Genomic DNA, 19233 nt, shown 5'->3' on the forward strand with positions numbered 1-19233 from the left:
ACAGGAAAGAAGGACAGGCATCATGAGTGAAGCCGAAGGTTCGACTGCGCGGGTTCCGGCCCCTGCGCGGGCTCAAGGCCCTGGCGGAACCGCTAGGAGTCGTAATGGGGAGCGCCCTCACAAGCCCGACTGGCGTGGATGGAAGTTCATGGGACCCTTTGTCCTGGTCTTCGTGTTTGTCTTCGTCCTGCCGGTGCTCTACGCCATATACCTGAGTCTGTACGAGAAGCGCATGATCGGAGGAAATGTTTTTGTGGGCCTGGCCAATTACGTCAGGCTACTCAAGGACGGGCAGTTCTGGTCATCAGTTGGTCGTGTGGCACTCTTCACTGTGGTCCAGGTGCCCATCATGCTCTTTTTGGCTGCATTGATGGCGCTGGCTCTGGATTCACTCAAGCTGCACGGTACGCGTTTCTTCAGAATCACCACTTTCCTGCCCTATGCAGTGCCAGCCGTGGTGGCGGCTTTGATGTGGGGGTTCATCTACGGGACCAAGTATGGAATGGTAGGTTCCTTGAATCAATGGCTGGGCACGCATATCGACGTTCTGCAGCCCAGCGTGCTTCTGGCTGCCATCGGCAACATCAACACCTGGGAGTTCACGGGCTACAATATGCTGATTTTCTATTCCTCGCTGTCGACTGTGCCGCACTCGCTCTATGAAGCAGCGGCCATTGACGGGGCCTCGGAGTGGCAGATTGTGCGCAGTATCAAGGTCCCCGAGCTCAAGAGTTCCTTGGTCATCACGGTCATCTTCAGCATCATCGGCAGTTTCCAGCTCTTCAATGAACCCTCGGTGTTGCAGACCATGGTCCCAGGCAATGCGATTACCACCTATTACACCCCCAACATGTATGCCTACAACCTGAGCTTCATGGGCGGTCAGAGCAATTACGCGGCGGCTTTGGCCATCGTCATGGCCATCATTACCATGGTCGCTGCCTACGCCGTCCAGCTCAGGGGTATGAAGGAGCAGATGCAATGAGCACGGTTGATTCGAGGACTATCGACGGGGCCAAGGCTGAGCGTATGCGTGCTCGACGCGTCGCACGCGATGAGCGCGCGGAACGTCGAAGGGCAGCTCGAACGGGATTCTCCAATCCGGACAATCCGCGGCGCAGCTGGCTGCTAACCCTGGTTGCGGGAATCTTCGCACTCTACTGCCTATTTCCTTTGATTTGGCTCGTCATCAACGCCACCAAGACTCAGTCTGACTTCATTGGCACCTTCGGCCTGGCCTTTGGGCACAAGTTCGCCCTTTGGGACAATCTGCGTGAAGTGTTCACCTATGAGGGCGGAATCTTCGGGCGCTGGTTGCTCAACACCCTGCTCTACGTGGTTGTGGGAGCCGGTGGCGCCACCTTACTGGCAGTACTGGGTGGATATGCCCTGGCAAAGTTCCGCTTTCCTGGCCGCCGCCTCGTTTTTGCAGTAGTCATCGGAGCCATCAGCGTGCCAGGCATCGCTCTGGCTGTGCCTCAGTTCCTGCTTTTTGCCAAGATTGGACTGACCGATACGCCTTGGGCCATGATCATTCCCAGTCTGATCTCGCCATTCGGTCTATACCTGATGTGGATCTTTTCCGATCAGGCAGTGCCTACCGAGTTGCTGGAGGCAGCCCGAGTCGACGGGGCCGGGGAGTTCCGTACTTTCTGGCAGGTCAGCCTGCCTCTGCTGGCCCCAGGCATCGTAACCACGGCGCTTTTCACTATTGTGGCCACTTGGAACAACTACTTCCTGCCCTTAATCATGCTCAAGGATTCCAATTGGTACCCGCTGACAATCGGGCTCAACAATTGGAAGGATCAGGCATCGACAGCCGGTGCCCACGCCATTCAGAACTTGGTGGTGACGGGCAGCCTGGTCACTATCATTCCTATCGTCGTCGCCTTCTTGCTACTCCAGAAATATTGGCAGTCCGGCTTGGCTGCCGGTGCTGTCAAGGAATAGCGGGAACACACAGACGGGATTAAGCATGAGTAAAACGGACCATCATGACCGTCGACAGCCACAACCATACAGACCCTATCGATGGCCAAAGGAGCCTGACGGTCATTCTGGGGGAATCTGGTTCGGCGGAGATTACAATCCGGACCAATGGCCAGAGCAGGTATGGGCCGAAGATGTTGCGCTGATGAAGCGGGCCGGCGTAACCATGGTGACACTGGGAATTTTCTCATGGGCACGTCTGGAGCCAAGTGACGGAGTCTGGGATTTCGGATGGCTGGATCGGGTGGTGGCCTTACTAGGCGAAGCCGGTATTGCCGTGGACATGGCTTCGGCTACAGCTACTGCCCCATACTGGCTTTATCAGGCTCATCCTGAAGTGTTGCCCGTGGAGGCGGACGGAACCCTGGTCCATCCAGGTACTCGACAATCCTGGAGGCCCACTTCGCCCGTTTTCCGGCGTTATGCCCTTCGCCTTTGCAGGGTCATGGGAGAACACTTTAGTGACAATTCGACTGTGGTCGCCTGGCATGTGGGCAATGAATATGGATGGAACAACGCAACCGACTACTCGCAGGATGCCTTAAAGGCCTTCCAAGGTTGGTGCCGCCGGCGCTATGGCAGCATCGAGGAGCTTAACCAAGCCTGGGGCAACGATTTCTGGTCGCAACGTCTGCAGAACTTTGATCAGGTTCCCCTGCCTGAACATGCTGGCGTGCGTGATGCTTTTATCAATCCGGCACTGCGACTGGATTTTCGTAGATTCTGCTCAGACGCTCTGATGGATTTTTTCTGTGCCGAACGTGATCAGTTGCAGGAGCTCACGCCTGATAAACCGTTGACGACCAACTTCATGGTCTCTACAGACCAATGCGTCCTAGATTATGAGCGTTGGTCTCACCAGGTCGATTTCGTGGCCAACGACCACTACTTCGCCCATGGACCCGGACACTTGGATGAGCTGCTCTGCTCGGATTCGCTGGTGGATGCTTATGCTCAAGGTCATCCTTGGTGTCTGATGGAGCATTCCACATCAGCAGTCAACTGGCGCATCTTCAACGCTTCCAAGCGTCAAGGCGAACTGATTCGGGACGCTCTGGCCCACGTGGCTATGGGGGCGGATGCAGTCAACTTTTTCCAATGGCGGCAGTCCGCCTTTGGAGCGGAGGCCTTCCATTCGGCCATGGTCCCACACGCAGGGCCGAATTCGGCGATCTATGCACAGGTTGCCAATCTGGGAGGCATTTTGCGTAGACTCTCCCAGAGTGGACTGGCGGGAACCCAGTTGGAGCCATCGTCCATTGCCCTACTTTTTGATGCTGATTGCCAGTGGTCTATGGCTGATTCAACGCTGCCTGATTGCTCTATAGATCATTGGCAGCAGGTCTATATCTGGTATCAGGCTCTGCTCGACGCCGGATATAGGGCGGATGTAGTGCCACTGAAGGGGCAGTGGGAGCGTTATGACGTGGTGGTGCTGCCGTCTCTGATTTTGCTGGATCAGGATCAAGCCGACCGTCTGCGAGACTATGTGAGCGGGGGTGGTCGGTTGGTGGTGGACTTCGCCAGTGGCATTATGGATGACCATATGCACGTCGGCTTGGGCGGATATCCAGCAGTTTTGCGTGATTTAACAGGTATCGCTTCCCAGGAGATGATCGCCTTGGGTACTAGTGACCAAGGCGGTGGATCCATCTTGGTGTCAGAGGGCATTGAGGGCAATATATGGGTCAACGAGCCCTTGAGTATAGAGGATTCGGTAAGGGTGTTGGCTCGTTACCAGGGGAGTCGTTCCTATGACATCGACATGGCGGGGAAACCTGCAGTGACCATTCATGGATACGGTCAGGGCCGGGTCCTCTATCTCGGGACAGGCTTCACCAAGGAATCGCTGGTCTCGGTGATCAATCGGATCTTCCCCCCTGATTTTTTCACTGGCGCAGCAGGAAGAGGGTTGCATAACGGACGTGATGGCGACCCGAGGTTGGTGCACCTGATCAGGTCCGGGCCACAGGGCCGTTATCATTTCTATTTCAACCGTGGGTCGACAGTCGTCAGAGATGTGTCCACCATGGGTGAGACCTTGGTGGTTCAACGAGCGACCCCGTATAGTGGGGGTGGTTTATCCGGCAATCGGTACACTATAGGAGTGCATGGTGTGGTGGTCACCCGTCAGTAGATCTGATCGCCATAGTGCCTTGGAGGTTGTTGCATTCTAGGGGGTGCCTATGGCTACGGATGAAGAACGTCCAGGTAAACGGATCACCCTGCGTGAGGTCGCCAGCAAGGCGGGTGTCTCGCTGAAGACCGCATCCAATGTGATCAACGGTAATGGTCGTATGTCCAATGCGACCCGTGCTCGGGTGCAGCATGTGATTGACGAATCGGGATACAAGGTCAATGCCGCGGCACGTAATTTGCATCGCAACAAAACCGGTATCATTACGCTGGCTGTACCTTCTCTGACACCCCCCTATCTGGCTGAATTGGCTAATAGGGTCATCGACAGCGCCCGCCTGCGGGACTATGCAGTATATGTCAGCACCTATGCCGAGGGGTCTGCCAAGGGGGCGCATGAGATCTTGGCATCTTTTAATAGCACTATCAGCGACGGCATAATTCTTTCCATGTCGGAGCTTGAGCGATTCGCTGTGGAGGACCTGGATGTGCGTTACCCCTTGGTCTGCGTGGGCGCGCGGACTACCCATGGGGTGGCTGATCACGTCATGGTCGATGATGCCGAGGCGGCTCGGATGGCTACAGAGTATCTATTCAATCGAGCGGTGCGTTCGCTGGCGGTCATCGGTCTGCATGCGCCGCTTGACCAGAATCAGTTGGAGGCTGCAATCGAAGGCAATGCTGAGTTAAGGATGAAAGGCGTGCTTAAAGCGGTTCATGCCAGGGGACTGCAGCTGGATGATCGGCTTCTGGGCGTTACTGGTTATGACTGGACCTTGGGCAGCGGGTACCTGACCATGCAGAGGATATTAGAGGCGGGGGTGCCCTTCGATGGAGTGGTCGCCCTCAATGATCAGCTGGCTATCGGCGCACTGTCAGCTCTGACTGCTTATGGCAGAGCCGTACCCGACCAGGTACAGATCATCGGGTTTGACAACATTGAGGAGTCAGCTTATCTACAGACTCCACTTACAACCATGGATTCATGCTTGGGGTGGATCTCACGGACCTGCGTCGACCGCGTCCTGGGACGTATCGGAGGTAGAGCTATGGCACCACAGGATCTTGTCATAGGGTCGCAGGTCATAGCCCGCAAAACCACCCGGTGATTAGTCCTGGGTTTTGGATTCGGCGGTGGAGGCGGTGACGGCAGGGGCTTCGGTGTGGATGATGTGCATGTGGCGCAGGAGCATCCGGGTCATCTGGCGGCCGGAGCCGGCGCCGTTTCCACGAACGCCGAAGTAGACCAGCAAGACCATGCCCAGGCAGATCAGTGCCGAGATGCGCAGGGCCCACTGCACGCCGAAGATGTTGGCTGCGATCTGGGTGGAGTGACCGCCGCCCATGGCGTTGTGGCGCAGGGTGGTGATGGTCTCCATGAGGATGACCAGGATGGGTGCGCCGACAGCGCCGGCGATCTGCCGGGCCGTGTTGGTGACGGCCGAACCGGCTGAAACGTCCTTGGGAGCCAGGTTGTTCAGGGACCAGGTGGTCAAGGGCATCAGGGTGAAGCCCATGCCGATCTGGCGGATGAACTGGCAGATGGAGACCAGGCCGATCCAGGTATTGGCGCCGATCAGGCTCATGGCGATGGTGCCCAGCAGCAGGACCGAGCAGCCCGTCATAGCCACGGGACGTGCGCCCCAGCGGTCCAGCAGCCGGCCGCCGAAGAACTGGGCGATGGCGGTGCCGATAGCTCCTGGAAGCATGACCAGACCGCTCATGGTGGCCGAGAAGCCGCGGTCAGTCTGGATGTACATGGGCAGGATGACGGTGACCGAGCTGAAGGCGAAGAAGGACATGGAGGCGATGATGGTGCCCACAGTGAAGTTCTTGATCCGCAGCACATGCAGGTCCAGCAGGGGCTTGTCGTGATGGAGCTGGCGCAGAACGAACCAGACGATCCCGATCAGGCCGACCAGCATGAAGGGCCAGGTCATGAAGGAGGTGATGGGAAAGTTCTCGATGTTGGTGAAGCCGAACATGAGGCCGCCGAATCCGAAGATGGACAGGGCCACCGAGAAGAAGTCCGCCTTGACGCTGGTGTCGCGCTGGCCGAAGTTGCGCAGGCCGAAGATGGACAGGAGCAGCGCCACAGCCCCGCAGATGCTCAGCGTCAGGAAGATGGAGCGCCAGCCGTTGGCATCGGTCTGCCATCCGCCCAGGGTGGGGCCGATGGCCGGGGCCACGCTCATTGCCAGGCCCACGGTGCCCATGGCCATGCCGCGCTTGGACAGAGGATATATGGAGAAGACGGTGATCTGCAGGACGGGCCACATGGTTCCCGTGCCTATGGCCTCAAGGATGCGGCCCAGCAGAACCAGGGCGAAGGTCTGCGACTGCCAGCTCAGCAGGGACCCCAGGGTGAAGACGGCCATGGAGGTGATGACGATCTGCCTGGTGGAGAAGCGTTTGGTCAGAAAACCGGTCAATGGCACCATGACGCCCATGACCAGCTGGAATACCGAGGTCAGCCACTGGCCGGTGGTCAGGGTGATGTGGAACTCGTCCACAATGGTGGGCAGGGCCGAAGCCAGCTGCAGCTGGGTGAAGTTGCCCAGGAAGGTGATTACGGTCAGGATGGCCAACGAAAGGAAGGCCTCATGGGTGAGCTTTCCGTTGACGAAGGCTCCATCCTTGCTGAGGGTCCGCCCTTGCTTGGCGAGCTCCTGCTTCCTCATGCAATCACCACTTCCTTCGGGTTAGTCCTCACTGCGCATACCACTCCCTGCGGTGCCGTCCTAGAAAGCAAATCAGGGCATACCGATACCGGTGACACTAAGAAAAGAACAAGAGAGCTAAGCGTCTGACAATGACCTTATAATATACCCGTCTGTGGATTGTGATTGAGTTTTTCCACATGGCTGACGCGGATGTGGCGACCTTGTCCGGCGGTCAGCGTTTCCAGTATGCTGTGTGAGGCGAGCTTCGGTAATGTGAATACGGGAAGGTCAAGCACGGGCTGATGAGGACGGACGTTTGAAATCCAACGGCGGTCAAGGTAGGTAGCATGCACGCACATGGTCATGGTCGTGGTAGATTCGCGGCCCTCCTCATGTCCTTGGCAATGATGATTTCCCTGGCGGCCTGCGGCGACAACGTCCCCGTCGATGGAGGCGGTACGGGCGATGCGGCAGATCAAGTCCTCTTCCAGGGCGAGTTCGCCGGATCTGGCGCATCCTCCCAGCAGAGCGCTGACGAGGCCTGGATAGCCGGCTTCCGCAAGCAGCATCCGGGGGCGCGTATATCCTATGACCCGGCAGGTTCCGGTGCCGGGGTCAATGCCTTCCTTTCGGGTTCGACCATTTGGGCCGGCACCGATGCACCGCTGACCGCCGATCAGCTTGAGCGCTCGCGAAAGGTCTGCGGTTCCGGTACGGCCATTGACCTGCCCGTCTATGCCACTCCAATCGCCGTGGCCTACAATCTTCCTGATCTGTGGCCCAAGGGTTCAGACGGCCATCTGCGGATGGACCCGGCTCTGATCGCCATGATCTTCTCTGGAAAGGTCACCAACTGGCGGGATCCGCGCATCGCAGCCCTCAACCCGGAGGCCAATCTGCCCGACCTGGACATCACGGTGATTCATCGTTCGGACAAGTCCGGCACCACGAAAAGCTTCCTGTCCTATCTGCACGACACCGCCGGGTCCGCCTGGCCTTATCCAGCGGGTGAGAATTGGCCCAACGACCTGGGGCAGGGTGCCAAGGGCACTGCCGGGGTGATCATGACCATGAACCAGGCAGAGGGCACCTTTGGCTATGCGGACGCGGCACAGACCACCGGGTTGGGGACCGTGGCCGTCCAGGTGGGGAAGACCTGGCAGCCGCCTACAGCAAAGACCGTGGCCAACCTGCTGGATTCGGCCCAACGGGATCCCCAGGCCAGCCAGCCCGGCCGGGTGGTCCTGACCGTGGACCATCGCACCACACGGAAACACACCTATCCCATCGTCCTTGTCTCCTATGATGTGGCCTGCACCGTCTATCGAAACGATCAGGACGGATCCAAGGCCCGGTTCGCCAAGGCCTGGTTGACCTATCTGCTGAGCGAGCAGGGCCAGCGCATGGCTGCGGCCAATGCGGGCAGCGCCGAGCTGGGGCAGGGGCTCCGCAGTCAGGCCATGGCCTCGGTGGAGACCATTGGGGGGAAGTCATGAGCGAGAAACCGGACGAGGCTGCAACCCTGAACAAGGCCAAACGGGTGGACCGGATCTTCAAGGCCTGTGCCACCGGGGCGGGCATCCTGATCCTGCTGGCCCTGGCCGCGGTCACCCTCTTTCTGATCCTGCGGGCCTTTCCGGCCTTCACCGGGGACCCGGATTCCCGCACCCAGGCCATACGCTCCCTGAGCGGTGGACGGGCAAGCAGCTTCCTGGGCTATGTGGGCCCGCTGGTCTTCGGCACCATTCTGATTGCTGGCCTGGCCCTACTCTTGGCCTTCCCTGTGTCCCTGGGCATCGCCCTTTTCATCGGCTACTACGCCCCCGCCCGTCTGTCTACGCTGCTCAGCACGGTGATTGACCTGCTGGCCGCCGTGCCCTCGGTGATCTACGGGCTCTGGGGGGCTCTGGTTCTGGTTCCCAATATCACCGGCTTCTGGCGTTGGCTGTCCGTCCATTTGGGATGGATCCCGCTCTTTTCCGGACCCGCTGCAGCACCGGCCCGGTCCGTGGCCACGGTGGCCCTGGTGCTGGCGGTCATGATCCTGCCCATCATCACCTCGGTCACCCGAGACATCCTGATCCAGGCCCCTCGATTGCAGCAGGAAGCTGCCTTGGCCCTGGGCGCCACCAAGTGGGAGATGATCCGGCTTGCTGTCCTGCCTTTCGGTCGCTCGGGCATCATTTCTGCTTCCATGCTGGGGCTGGGGCGGGCCCTGGGCGAGACCATGGCGGTGCTGATGATCCTCTCGCCCGGTTTCAGCTACTCCCTGCGGCTGCTGCAGGCTTCAAAGAGTCAGACCATCGCCGCCAACATCGCTGCCCAGTTCCCCGAGGCGGACTCCCAGGGTGTGGCCCTCCTGGTGGCCACAGGTCTGGTCCTCTTCATCATCACCTTCATCGTCAACTATCTGGCGCGCAGGATTACAGCAAAGGCGGGTGCATGATGGCAAGCCGAACTGATCGAGGACCGGTCATCGACTTTGACCGCTTCAGGCCCACCAGGTCCTCCATCCGGGCACGCAAGCGTAAGAACCGGCTGATGACCGTCCTGATCGGTCTCTCCTTCCTGGTGGCCCTGATTCCGTTGGTTTCGGTGCTCTGGGTCAGCCTGTCCAAGGGGGTGCGACGGCTGACACCGGACTTCCTCACCCACAATATGAGCGGGGTGGTAGGGGGCAACCCCACGCCGACCGGAGGCTATGGCGGCATCCTGCACGCGGTAATCGGCACCCTGGAGATCACCTTTGGCTCCATGGTCATCTCCATTCCGGTGGGGGTCATGTGCGCGGTATATCTGGTCGAGTACGCCCATGGAGGCCGCCTGGCCAAGGCCATCAGTCTCATGGTGGACGTGATGAGCGGGATTCCCTCCATCGTGGCCGGCCTCTTCGCCTTCTCCATGTTCGCCCTGGTGGTCGGACCGGGCACCGTCAACGGCCTGGCCGGTTCGGTGGCCCTCTCCCTGCTCATGCTGCCCACGGTGGTCAAGACCTCCGAGGATATGCTGGCCGTGGTTCCCGACGACCTGCGCGAGGCGGCCTATGCTCTGGGAGTGACCAAGCAACGGACCATCACCAGCATTGTTCTGCGCACGGCCCTGCCCGGCATCGTCTCGGGCACCATTCTGGCTGTGGCAAGGGTCATTGGTGAAACGGCGCCCCTGCTGATCGCCTCGGGCTTCATCGCCACCACCAACCCCAACCTCTTCTCCGGGAGGATGACCACCCTGCCGGTCTTCGTCTACAACGAGTATTCCCAGGGGCTGGCCGTCTGCGGACCGGGGGCCGATCCGGGATGCCTGAGCGACATCCACATGCAGCGGGCCTGGGCTGCGGCCCTGGTGCTGATTCTTATCGTCCTGCTGCTCAATCTGCTTGGGCGGCTGGTCTCGCGCATCTTTGCTGTTGGGCGGACGCGTTGAGCGCCGCTATGAGAGAAACGGAGGCCGGGAAATGGGCCAACGCATAGACATCAACCACCTCAACGTCTACTACGGCGATTTCCTGGCCGTCCAGGACGTGAACATGCGAATCCAGGCCAACAAGGTCACCGCCTTCATCGGCCCCTCCGGTTGCGGCAAGTCCACGGTCCTGCGCACCCTGGACCGCATGCACGAGATCACCCCGGGGGCGCATGTGAGCGGGCAGGTGCTCTTGGAGGGTCGTGACCTTTACGGACCGGATGTAGACCCGGTCGAGGTGCGGCGGGACGTGGGCATGGTCTTCCAGAGGGCCAACCCCTTCCCGACCATGTCCATCCGGGAGAACGTCCTGGCCGGCATACGGCTGAACAAGAAGCACATCGCCAAGTCGGACGCGGACGATCTGGTGGAGTGGGCCCTGCGCGGAGCCAACCTTTGGAATGAGGTCAAGGATCGCCTGGACAAGCCGGGCATCGGGCTCTCGGGCGGTCAGCAGCAGCGGCTCTGCATCGCCCGTGCCGTGGCCGTACACCCCCAGGTCCTGCTTATGGACGAACCCTGCTCGGCCCTGGATCCTATCTCCACCCTGGCTGTGGAGGATCTGATCAACGAGCTCAAGCGGGACTACACCATCGTCATCGTCACCCATAACATGCAGCAGGCGGCCAGGGTCTCGGACTATACGGCCTTCTTCAACCTCAAGGCCGTGGGTCAGCCCGGCCACCTGGTGGAGATGGACGACACCACCACCATCTTCTCCAACCCGCACGAGCCGGACACCGAGCGCTACATCTCCGGTCGCTTCGGCTGAGACGGAACCGGTCTGCGCACCCGCCCGTCAGGTATCATGGTCCCGGCATCCACGGAAGGAGCGAGGGCATGGGAGTATTGCTGGAACCGGCCACCCTCTTGGGCATCATCCTGGTGGGCTACCTGTTCAAGCGTTTTGGTCTCTTTCGTCCACTGGACTACCGGGTGTTGCAGACCGTTGTGTTCGATCTGGTCCTGCCTGGGGCCATCATCTACTCCTTCGCCACCAACCCACACGATCCCAGCCTTCTTCTGGTCTCGGCCTTCGCCTTCGTGGCCTCGCTGATTCCGCCCCTGGCCATCTTCCTGACCAGCAGGCATCGGCCCACGGCTCAGCGGGCTTTTCTTATGCTCAACGGATCGGGTTTCAACATCGGATGCTTCTGCTTTCCCATGCTCCAGTCGTTGCTGGGCACGGCGGCCCTGGTGCCCGCCGCCATGTTCGACATCGGCAACTCGGTCATGGTCTCTGCCGGGACCAACGTCATGACCCAGGGGCTTCTGCATATTCGACCGGGCCAATCCCTGGATCCCGATGCGGGGGAGCCGGTCAAGCTGGATGACCCAGATGCCCGCAAACTCCATCGCAAGGCTGCAGCCATCTCCATAGCCAAGGGCTTCCTGAGCTCGCCATCCTTCGACACCTACCTGGTCATGGTGTGCTTTACCTTGGCCGGAATCTCGTTGCCGGACTGGTCGGCCCAGATCACCCGTCCATTCTCGGCCGCCAACGCCTTCTGCTCCATGCTTATGGTGGGCATGCTCATGGACCTGCCCGGCGGACGGGATGATGTCAAGTCAGTATTGCAGATTCTGGCCTGGCGACTGCCCTTCGGCGTCCTGTTCGCGGTGGCCGCATGGTATCTGCTGCCCTTCGATCCTCTGATCCGTCAGGCGGTGGCCCTGTGCTGCCTGGCTCCGACGGCGGTTTTTGCCACCATGTTCACCGACAAGGTCCTGGGGAACGCCCGTCTGGCGGGATTCACCCTGGCTCTGACTGCGGTGATCGGTGCCGTGCTCATGGTTGTGGCGCACCTGCTGATGGGTGCCCTCTGAGATTTCAGCCCTTCTTGTTGTCTTTGCCCTGGTCGCGGCGCTCCTGCTCCTGACGCAGGGTGCGGCCCTCGCGGGTGCGCTGCTTGTTGACCGTGGCGGCTGCAATCCGTTCGGCAGCTCGTTCATCCTGACCACGATCGACCTCGCTGTCATGCACGTGCTGATACTGCTTCTGATCGTCCGGATCCCAATGATTGTTCCTGGCCATATGCCCCTCCTCGAAAGCGCCGTGCCCCTCAACTCATCCCCATGCGGGAGGGCTTCAGGGCCGTGCCGGTATGCCGATTATAGGTGAGCGGAAGGTTCTGCAGCGGTATTGGAGCTCAATAGTAGGGACCTGTAACAGAAAAAGCCGAGTGCTCGTGATATTCTTTCCTTGTCTCATCGCCAAATAAGACAATAAGGAATCGAATATGCATAAGCTATTTCGGCTTTCGGATAATAATACCACAGTCTCTACGGAAGTGGTAGCAGGCATCACCACCTTCTTCGCCATGGCCTACATCATCGTGGTCAATCCCTCGGTGCTCTCCACGGCGGGGATGCCTTGGGGCGCCGTCTTTCTCGCCACCCTGATCGCTGCCATCATCGGCACCCTGATCATGGGTCTGGTGGCCAACGTGCCCTACGGCGTGGCGCCAGGAGTCGGACTGGATGCCTTCTTCACCTTCACTGTGGTCAAGGGGCTGGGCTTCACCTGGCAGCAGACCATGTGCATGGTCTTCCTGTGCGGCCTGATCAACATCCTGGTAACGGCCACCAAGCTGCGCAAGATGATCATCCAGGCCATTCCGCCCCTGCTCCAGCACGCCATCGGCGGCGGCATCGGCGTCTTCATCGCCTATGTGGGTCTGCTCAATGTGGGCATCATCAAGTTCACTCCTGACAAGACCTCGGCAGCCGGCGCCAACCCAGGGCTGACCACCTTCAACACCCCCGGTGTCATCCTCTTCGTCATCGGCTTGTTGCTGACCGTCTTCCTCCTGATCTTCAAGTTCAAGGGCCATCTGGCCTTCATCAACAAAGGCGCCTTTGTCATCGCCATCATCGCGGTCACGCTCCTGGGCATCCCCATGGGGGTCACCAGCATGGCCAAGTCGGTCGATCTGGGACAGGCCTGGTCACAGCTGCCGCAGACTTTCCTGGCCATTTTCAGTCCGGAGGGCTTCCCTGCCCTCTTCTCCGACCCGGCCAAGCTGCCAGTGGTTCTGGTGACCATCTTCGCCTTCTCCCTGTCGGATACATTCGACACCATCGGTACCTTTGTGGGCACCGGTCGGCGCTCAGGCATCTTCTCAGCCGAGGATGAGCAGGCTCTGGAAACCGGTCGCGGCTTCAGCTCCAAGATGGATAGGGCCCTGTTCGCCGACGCTACGGCCACCTCCATCGGCGCCCTCTTCGGTACCTCCAACACCACCACCTATGTGGAGTCCGCTGCGGGCATCGCAGCCGGTGGCCGGACCGGACTGACCTCGGTGGTCATCGCCGCCTGCTTCGCGCTCAGCGCCATCTTCGCTCCGCTGATTTCGGCTGTGCCTTCGGCGGCCACTGCGCCCGTCCTGGTCATTGTGGGCTGCATGATGATGAGCTCCTTCGCCGAGGTTGAGTGGGGCCAGCTGTCTGAGGCCATTCCGGCCTTCTTCACGGCCATCTTCATGGGCTTTGCCTACTCCATCTCCTACGGTGTGGCCGCAGGTTTCATCACCTACTGCCTGACCATGGTCTGCAAGCGCAAGGGCAAGGAGGTCCACCCCATCATCTGGGCGGTCTCGGCCCTCTTCATCCTGGACTTCGTGCTCCAGGCCGTGCTCTGAGCACGGTTTCGCAAACACAAGGCATCCACAAGCAGCCATTCGTCAGAACCATTGCTCAGCTGTGCAGGTAGTCGTCATGCTGTTGTCAGGTTGACCTGACTGTTTGAGGGTGTGCATAGAGCAAATCAGGCACAGAGACCGCAGCGGGGCCCCGTCACTACATGGGTGGCGGGGCCACGCTCGTTTGTGCTTGTCAGTGCTTGCGGCGAGCGGCAGTCTTTCCATTTTGTCCGCTTTGCGTTTCAAGGCGCTGTCGTTTGGCGGCCAGTCCACCGACCGCAGCCAGCGAGCCAACCATGAGGATGACTAGGATGCCTGCCTCTCCGGTCAGAGGGAGGACACCATAGTGGATGAAACGGAAGGCATTGGTCTCATCGTTGGGCTGTGGAGCCCCATTGAGTGTCCAAGCGATGCTGACAGTCGTATCGCCGGCATTATGGTTCGGTGTCAGCACGGTCCAGGCGCCGTCCTGTTGCCCTGTGGAGTTTAGGCTGGTTCCACTGACGCCTCCGAATTGCACTGTGGACGGGGTGCCCAGTCTGAAGGGGAAGAGCACGCTGACAGGGGAATAGACCGTCTGCGTCGCGTTGTTCCCCAGCCTTCCCTGGCCATTGTCTCCCCACCCCATGGAGCTGCCGGCGGAGGCTATGGCCAGGGTGTGTCCTGTGCCGGCGCTGACCTTGACGAAGTGGTCGATGCCTGACGGATTGCCCATTCTGGTTGGCTTGTTCAGGCTGCCTGTGCCTCCGGTCCCCAACATGCCTGATGAGTTTTGGCCCCAGCCCCAGATGTTTCCGTTCTGGTCTAGCGCCAGTGAATTGCCGCTGACCCTGCTGCCTGTCAGCTGTGTGAAGGTGCTGACGTTTGCAGGCATGGCTACCAGGGACGGAGCAGTCCTCGTGGTGGTGTCGCCCAGGCCGAGTTCTCCATTGCTGTTCCCGCCCCAGGACCATAGGCGTCCCAGATCATCGAGGGCGGAGGAGTGGCCGCTGCCCGCGATGATCTGAACAGGCCTGAATCCGCCTGTCGGGTTGGTGCCGGGTTTGGCCTGGACGGGTGTGGAGGTGTAGCCGTTGAGTGCTACATCGCTCGTGTTGCCCAGATCGCCGTTCTGGTTCGATCCCCAGCCCCAGGCACGGCCCTGGGTGTCAGTCGCCAGGGAATGTGAGCCGCCCGCACTGACCTGTGCATAGCGGAATCCCGTCGTCTCGCCCTGAGGGGTTGCGACCTGGACGGGTCTGGTGGTGATCCCCGTCGTCGCCACAGTGCTTGAAGGAACGCCCAGTTTGCCGAACTCATTTGATCCCCAGCCCCAGGCTCTGCCCTGCTCGTCTACGGCCAGGACATGAGTGATGCCTGCGCTGATGCCAGTGAGAGTGAAGTTTGTTGCCGTCATACCGCTTGGGGCTTGCACGCGAATCGGGCTGGAGCTGTATGCGGCTGAACCATTGGTGGCAACGGCATTGCTGCCCAGCTGTCCAGAGCTGTTAAGCCCCCATGCCCAGACATGGCCCTGGCCATCCAAGGCCACTGAGAAGGCTTTTCCTGCACTGACCTGTATGAATCGGTTCACGCCTGTTGGTTTGGGAATCTGCACCGGGGTCAAGCGGTTCGTCGTGGTCCCATCGCCCAGCTGTCCGTATTCATTGGCACCCCAAGCATAGATGTTTCCATCGGATCCGAGAGCCAATGAATGATCATCGCCGGCGCTGACATGGTTGAACCTAATGCCCCGCGCTGCAGGGGGTACCAGGGTCACCTTGGTCTGACCGCTGTCGGGACCCTGCTTGGGAGAGGTGGTCCATTGCCCGGTGCCTGCCGTCCAGTGGGCTGTCAGTTTCAGGGGACCCTTGACGGGGGAAGTAAAGTCATAGGCCGCATCGCCGTTGAACCAGCCGTCGAAGAGGAAGCCAGGACGGGTCGGGTCTTGATCCGGTCTGGAAGCCGTCTGGTCCTCGACGACCGACTGACTGGTGGGCTGGCTGCCGTCAGCCTTATCGAAAGTGACGACATAGGAGGGCGGGTCATAGGTGTAATCCAGGATGTCATCGGGCTGCGGACCATAGAGATTCCAGGTGATGGTCGTATCCACTCGACCCTTCCTGTGGGCTGGCGTCACCACTTGCCAGTTCGTACCTGCTTTTTTCAGATTGCTGCCCAGTGTTTGGTCGAATTTGACCGCAGTAAGATCCGGTGTAAGCGGGAAGGCCGCCAAACCAGGCGTCAGCCTCATTGCTTTGCTGTTGTCATAACCCGTGGGGATGGTCGGGTCACCCAGTTGGCCCCCGCTGTTCCAACCCCAGGTATATAGGTTCCCATCTGACCCCAAGGCTAAGGATTGCTCCCAGCCAGCATAGAGCCGAACCCAGCTGGTTTCTTGTCCAGCCACGGAGGGTTTAGGCTTTTGCACAGGCCGGGGTCTGGTGATGTAGCTGGTCTGGCCGGTAGGGACGTCTGGCAAGCCCAGATCGCCGTACCAGTTGACGCCCCAGGTATAAAGATTGCCATCTGAACCGATGCCCATGCCGTGGTAGTCCCTGCCCATGACCTGTTTCCAGGTGAATCCTGCAGGTGTCCCATCCGGACGAGGTATGAGAGTCGGCACATGCCTGTCTGTTGTGGTGCCGTCTCCCAGACGCCCGCTGTCGTTCCACCCCCAGCCGTAAAGATCCCCGTTCGTAGTGATGGCGAAACTGTAATCGGCTCCTACATTGAATTGCGAGAAGGTGACCCCATTGGGCTGAAGGACTTGGGTGGGTGTCAAACGATCTGTTGTGGTACCGTCTCCTAGGCGACCATAACTGTTCCATCCCCAGGCATAGAGTTTTCCGTCGGATCCCATGGCCATGGAACTGTACCGTCCCGTGGCCGGCTGGGTAAAGGTGATTCCCGCCGGCTTGCTTACGGGGACGGGTTTAGTGCTGTATGCAGCTGGATTGTTGGGACCTCTCGGAACGCTGGTATTGCCGAGTTGCCCATATGCGTTGAGTCCCCATGCATAGAGATTGCCGTCTGATCCCAAGGCCACAGTGTGGTCCCACCTGGTGTTTGCCTGCTTCCAGGTAAATCCTGGCGCGGCCCCATCAGGCTTTTTCACCGGGGCAGGTCTGCTGCGGTTTTCGGTGGTTCCATCGCCCAGCTGTCCAGAAGCATTGAATCCCCAAGTGTAAAGGTTGCCATCCGAACCCATGGCCAGGGCTGAATGATCACCAGCGTCTACTTTCGTGAAAATGAATCCTTTTGGTGCATTGGCTGGCTTAGATACTTTTATTGGGGCTTGGCGATCGATGTTTGTGCCGTCGCCTTGCTGACCGTAAGCGTTTTTGCCCCAGGAATAGATGTTGCCGTCCGAGCCAAGAGCCAGTGACTGGGTGGATCCTGACGTGATTTGTGAGAATTTGATGCCCCGGGTCGCTGGGGGAGTCACCGTCACGGTGGTGCCCCCCGATATAGCTCCATGTGCAGGTGCCAGGGACCAATGGCCATCACCGGCTGTCCATTTTGCAGTCAGCTTCAGGCTGCTGATGACGGGCTGGTTGAAGTCGTAGGCTACCTGGCCGATAAACCAGCCATCGAAGAGGTACCCGTGCCTGGTGGGGTCGGTCGGTCGTTTCGCCAGACCTCCCGAAAGGACAGTCTGAGAGTCAGGGGTTGCCGTGTCGGCTTGGGCGGTATCAAAGGTGACCGAACACTGATTATTTGGGCAGGAGCTCGTCGACCGGGTGGAAGGGGCAGGGCTTGCTGAGCCTTGTGAAGTGGGGGATGGAAAGGCTGGAGAGGGTGTTGTTTGGATAGGGGAATCCAGCTTCTGAGTTTCTGTTGGCGAGGGGGCAATAGAAGGAGTTTGGGTTGAGCTGGGTATACCAGGGGTCACCCCTTCGCCTTGATTTTCCATGCTTTGCGATGCTGTCGGGGATGCGGTGGCATCCGCCTGTGCCAGGTCAATTCCCGAGAGATTTCCTAATATGAGCCCTGAGGCGATAATGGCTGCAAGAGAAGCTATACAGCATGCACGACTTCTGGATGACGATTGCATACGGTCCCCTTTGAAAGCAACGGCGCATGCAACGTGGCACCTGCATTCCCAGCTCAATCCCCCTGACCGACGTGCATGACGTTCAATCAAAATCAGTTTATATCATGTGGTTCTGGAATACCAAGTTCTCATTGAGGCCTGTCTTTTGCCTTGGTGGTCGGATTCGCGGCAGGAAATTGGGATTGGTTGTTTCGTGGATATAAAAAGAACTTCCGGCAAGCCGAACCAGCCTGCCGGAAGTTCCTGATTGAGTTGTATGAAAAGGGATCAGTACCAGTTGGTCGCCTGGGATTGGGCCCATGCGCCGCAGGGGTTTCCGTAGCGGCCTTGGATGTAGCCCAGTCCCCAAACAATCTGGGTGTGGGCATCGGTCTGCCAGTTGGGGCCGGCCGAGGCCATCTTGCTACCCGGCAATGCCTGAGGAATGCCATAGGCACCAGATGGGTTGGAGGCATCGGTCCGCCAGCCGGACTCCTTGTTCCACAGCTGCACCAGGCAGGTGAACTGGTCCTCGCCCCAGCCTCGGGAGGTGACCAGACCGTGGGCGATGCTTTGGGCCGTACCCACGGGGACCGTGGTGGTGGTCGAACCTGACTTTGCGGGAGTACCGCCGCCGGTGCCCACCAGAACCACCTTGTCGACGGGGACCGTCTTGACGAAGGAGGCGAAAATGTTGCTGGTCAGGTGCTTGTTGCCGGCTGCCGTGACCAGGCTGGTGGTCTCCATGACGCCGTTCTGTCCCTCAGTCTTGACCTTGGTGGTGCCTGCCGGGAGGGAGTTGGTCTTCTCTTCGATGGTGTTGAAGGGGATGGGCGACTCCTCCGTCTTGACCTGGGCGTCGGCCCGGTCGATGCGGATGACGGTCTTCTCAGTGACGCGAGTGGTCAGAGACGGGGTGATCTGGTCCCCAGGCTGCAGGGTGATGTCCCCGGCCTCCAGCACGGATTTGACATCGGTGAAGCCTGTACCCAGGACCACCTTGTTCTTCCCATTGATCTGCACATTTACATAGGATGTGTTCGCGTTGGCTCCGCCCGCGCCGTTGCGGATGGCCTGCCTGGTGCTGCCGCGGGACACCGTGTCCACATCCTGGGTGGCTGAATAGGATGTTACGCCTGACTTGGCCGAGCTCTCAGTGGATGTGTAGAAGTCGCGCGAGACGAAGCCCGCGCCAACGACCATGCCGAGAACAGTGACACCGGCAGCCAACCGCAGCCACTGACGCCTGGTCAGAGCCTTGACCGCACTCATCCGTCCTCTACGGTGGTTCGCCATTACTCTCCTCTGTTGGACCGACAGATCCTCA

Annotated in this window: 14 protein-coding genes and 1 pseudogene; 10 read left to right on the top strand and 5 right to left on the bottom strand. The window is 59.6% G+C overall.

Annotation, left to right across the window (positions count from 1 at the left end; translation table 11 throughout):
• Positions 1–22 precede the first annotated feature (22 nt).
• Genes JF70_RS01760 through JF70_RS01775 form a run of 4 tightly spaced genes read left to right on the top strand, consistent with a single transcriptional unit; the run spans position 23 to position 5234 of the window.
• On the top strand, positions 23–985 hold the full coding sequence (locus JF70_RS01760; protein ID WP_082069332.1) for a carbohydrate ABC transporter permease: 963 nt from the start codon (positions 23–25) through the stop codon (positions 983–985).
• The gene (locus JF70_RS01765; protein WP_045935069.1) at positions 982–1950 is read left to right on the top strand and encodes a carbohydrate ABC transporter permease; all 969 of its coding nucleotides are present in this window, start codon (positions 982–984) and stop codon (positions 1948–1950) included. The genes JF70_RS01760 and JF70_RS01765 overlap by 4 nt, the downstream gene beginning before the upstream one ends.
• 25 nt (positions 1951–1975) lie before the next feature.
• Entirely contained in the window at positions 1976–4126 is a 2151-nt protein-coding gene (locus JF70_RS01770) for a beta-galactosidase (RefSeq protein WP_082069333.1), read from the top strand.
• Between the two features lie 49 nt (positions 4127–4175).
• Positions 4176–5234: a LacI family DNA-binding transcriptional regulator gene (locus tag JF70_RS01775; protein ID WP_045935070.1), complete on the top strand. Its 1059-nt coding sequence runs from the start codon at positions 4176–4178 to the stop codon at positions 5232–5234.
• Here the strand turns inward: JF70_RS01775 and JF70_RS01780 are convergent, their stop codons facing one another.
• Positions 5235–6806, bottom strand: coding sequence for an MDR family MFS transporter (locus JF70_RS01780; protein ID WP_045935071.1), 1572 nt, complete (start codon positions 6804–6806; stop codon positions 5235–5237).
• Between the two features lie 329 nt (positions 6807–7135).
• Between JF70_RS01780 and JF70_RS01785 the strand changes: the two genes are divergently transcribed.
• The 5 genes from JF70_RS01785 (at position 7136) to JF70_RS01805 (ending at position 12077) form a co-directional block, all read left to right on the top strand.
• Entirely contained in the window at positions 7136–8284 is a 1149-nt protein-coding gene (locus JF70_RS01785) for a phosphate ABC transporter substrate-binding protein PstS (protein WP_045935072.1), read from the top strand.
• Positions 8281–9234, top strand: coding sequence for a phosphate ABC transporter permease subunit PstC (gene pstC / locus JF70_RS01790; RefSeq protein WP_045935073.1), 954 nt, complete (start codon positions 8281–8283; stop codon positions 9232–9234). Before JF70_RS01785 ends, pstC begins: the two co-directional genes overlap by 4 nt.
• Positions 9231–10211 carry a phosphate ABC transporter permease PstA gene (gene pstA / locus JF70_RS01795; protein WP_045935074.1) on the top strand — a complete coding sequence of 327 codons (981 nt, stop codon included), beginning with the start codon at positions 9231–9233 and terminating at the stop codon, positions 10209–10211. The genes pstC and pstA overlap by 4 nt, the downstream gene beginning before the upstream one ends.
• Positions 10212–10242: 31 nt before the next feature.
• Complete coding sequence (gene pstB, locus JF70_RS01800; RefSeq protein ID WP_024627440.1) at positions 10243–11022, top strand: phosphate ABC transporter ATP-binding protein PstB; 780 nt, start codon at positions 10243–10245, stop codon at positions 11020–11022.
• Positions 11023–11090: 68 nt separating this feature from the next.
• On the top strand, positions 11091–12077 hold the full coding sequence (locus JF70_RS01805; protein ID WP_045935075.1) for an AEC family transporter: 987 nt from the start codon (positions 11091–11093) through the stop codon (positions 12075–12077).
• Between the two features lie 4 nt (positions 12078–12081).
• Here JF70_RS01805 and JF70_RS01810 read toward each other — a convergent pair whose 3' ends face one another.
• The gene (locus JF70_RS01810) at positions 12082–12285 is read right to left on the bottom strand and encodes a hypothetical protein (RefSeq protein WP_045935076.1); all 204 of its coding nucleotides are present in this window, start codon (positions 12283–12285) and stop codon (positions 12082–12084) included.
• A gap of 205 nt (positions 12286–12490) precedes the next feature.
• Between JF70_RS01810 and JF70_RS01815 the strand changes: the two genes are divergently transcribed.
• Positions 12491–13891 carry an NCS2 family permease gene (locus JF70_RS01815; protein ID WP_045935077.1) on the top strand — a complete coding sequence of 467 codons (1401 nt, stop codon included), beginning with the start codon at positions 12491–12493 and terminating at the stop codon, positions 13889–13891.
• A gap of 193 nt (positions 13892–14084) precedes the next feature.
• Here JF70_RS01815 and JF70_RS08435 read toward each other — a convergent pair whose 3' ends face one another.
• The 3 genes and pseudogenes from JF70_RS08435 to JF70_RS01825 all read right to left on the bottom strand — a co-directional run bounded on the left by JF70_RS08435 (position 14085) and on the right by JF70_RS01825 (position 19202).
• Entirely contained in the window at positions 14085–17324 is a 3240-nt protein-coding gene (locus tag JF70_RS08435; protein WP_052690673.1) for an RCC1 domain-containing protein, read from the bottom strand.
• A gap of 69 nt (positions 17325–17393) precedes the next feature.
• Positions 17394–17927, bottom strand: a pseudogene (locus JF70_RS09275) (InlB B-repeat-containing protein); the annotation flags it as partial.
• Positions 17928–18194: 267 nt separating this feature from the next.
• Complete coding sequence (locus JF70_RS01825; RefSeq protein ID WP_045935078.1) at positions 18195–19202, bottom strand: resuscitation-promoting factor; 1008 nt, start codon at positions 19200–19202, stop codon at positions 18195–18197.
• Positions 19203–19233 lie beyond the last annotated feature (31 nt).

Source organism: Bifidobacterium mellis (genome assembly GCF_000967265.1).
Taxonomy (GTDB): domain Bacteria; phylum Actinomycetota; class Actinomycetes; order Actinomycetales; family Bifidobacteriaceae; genus Bombiscardovia; species Bombiscardovia mellis.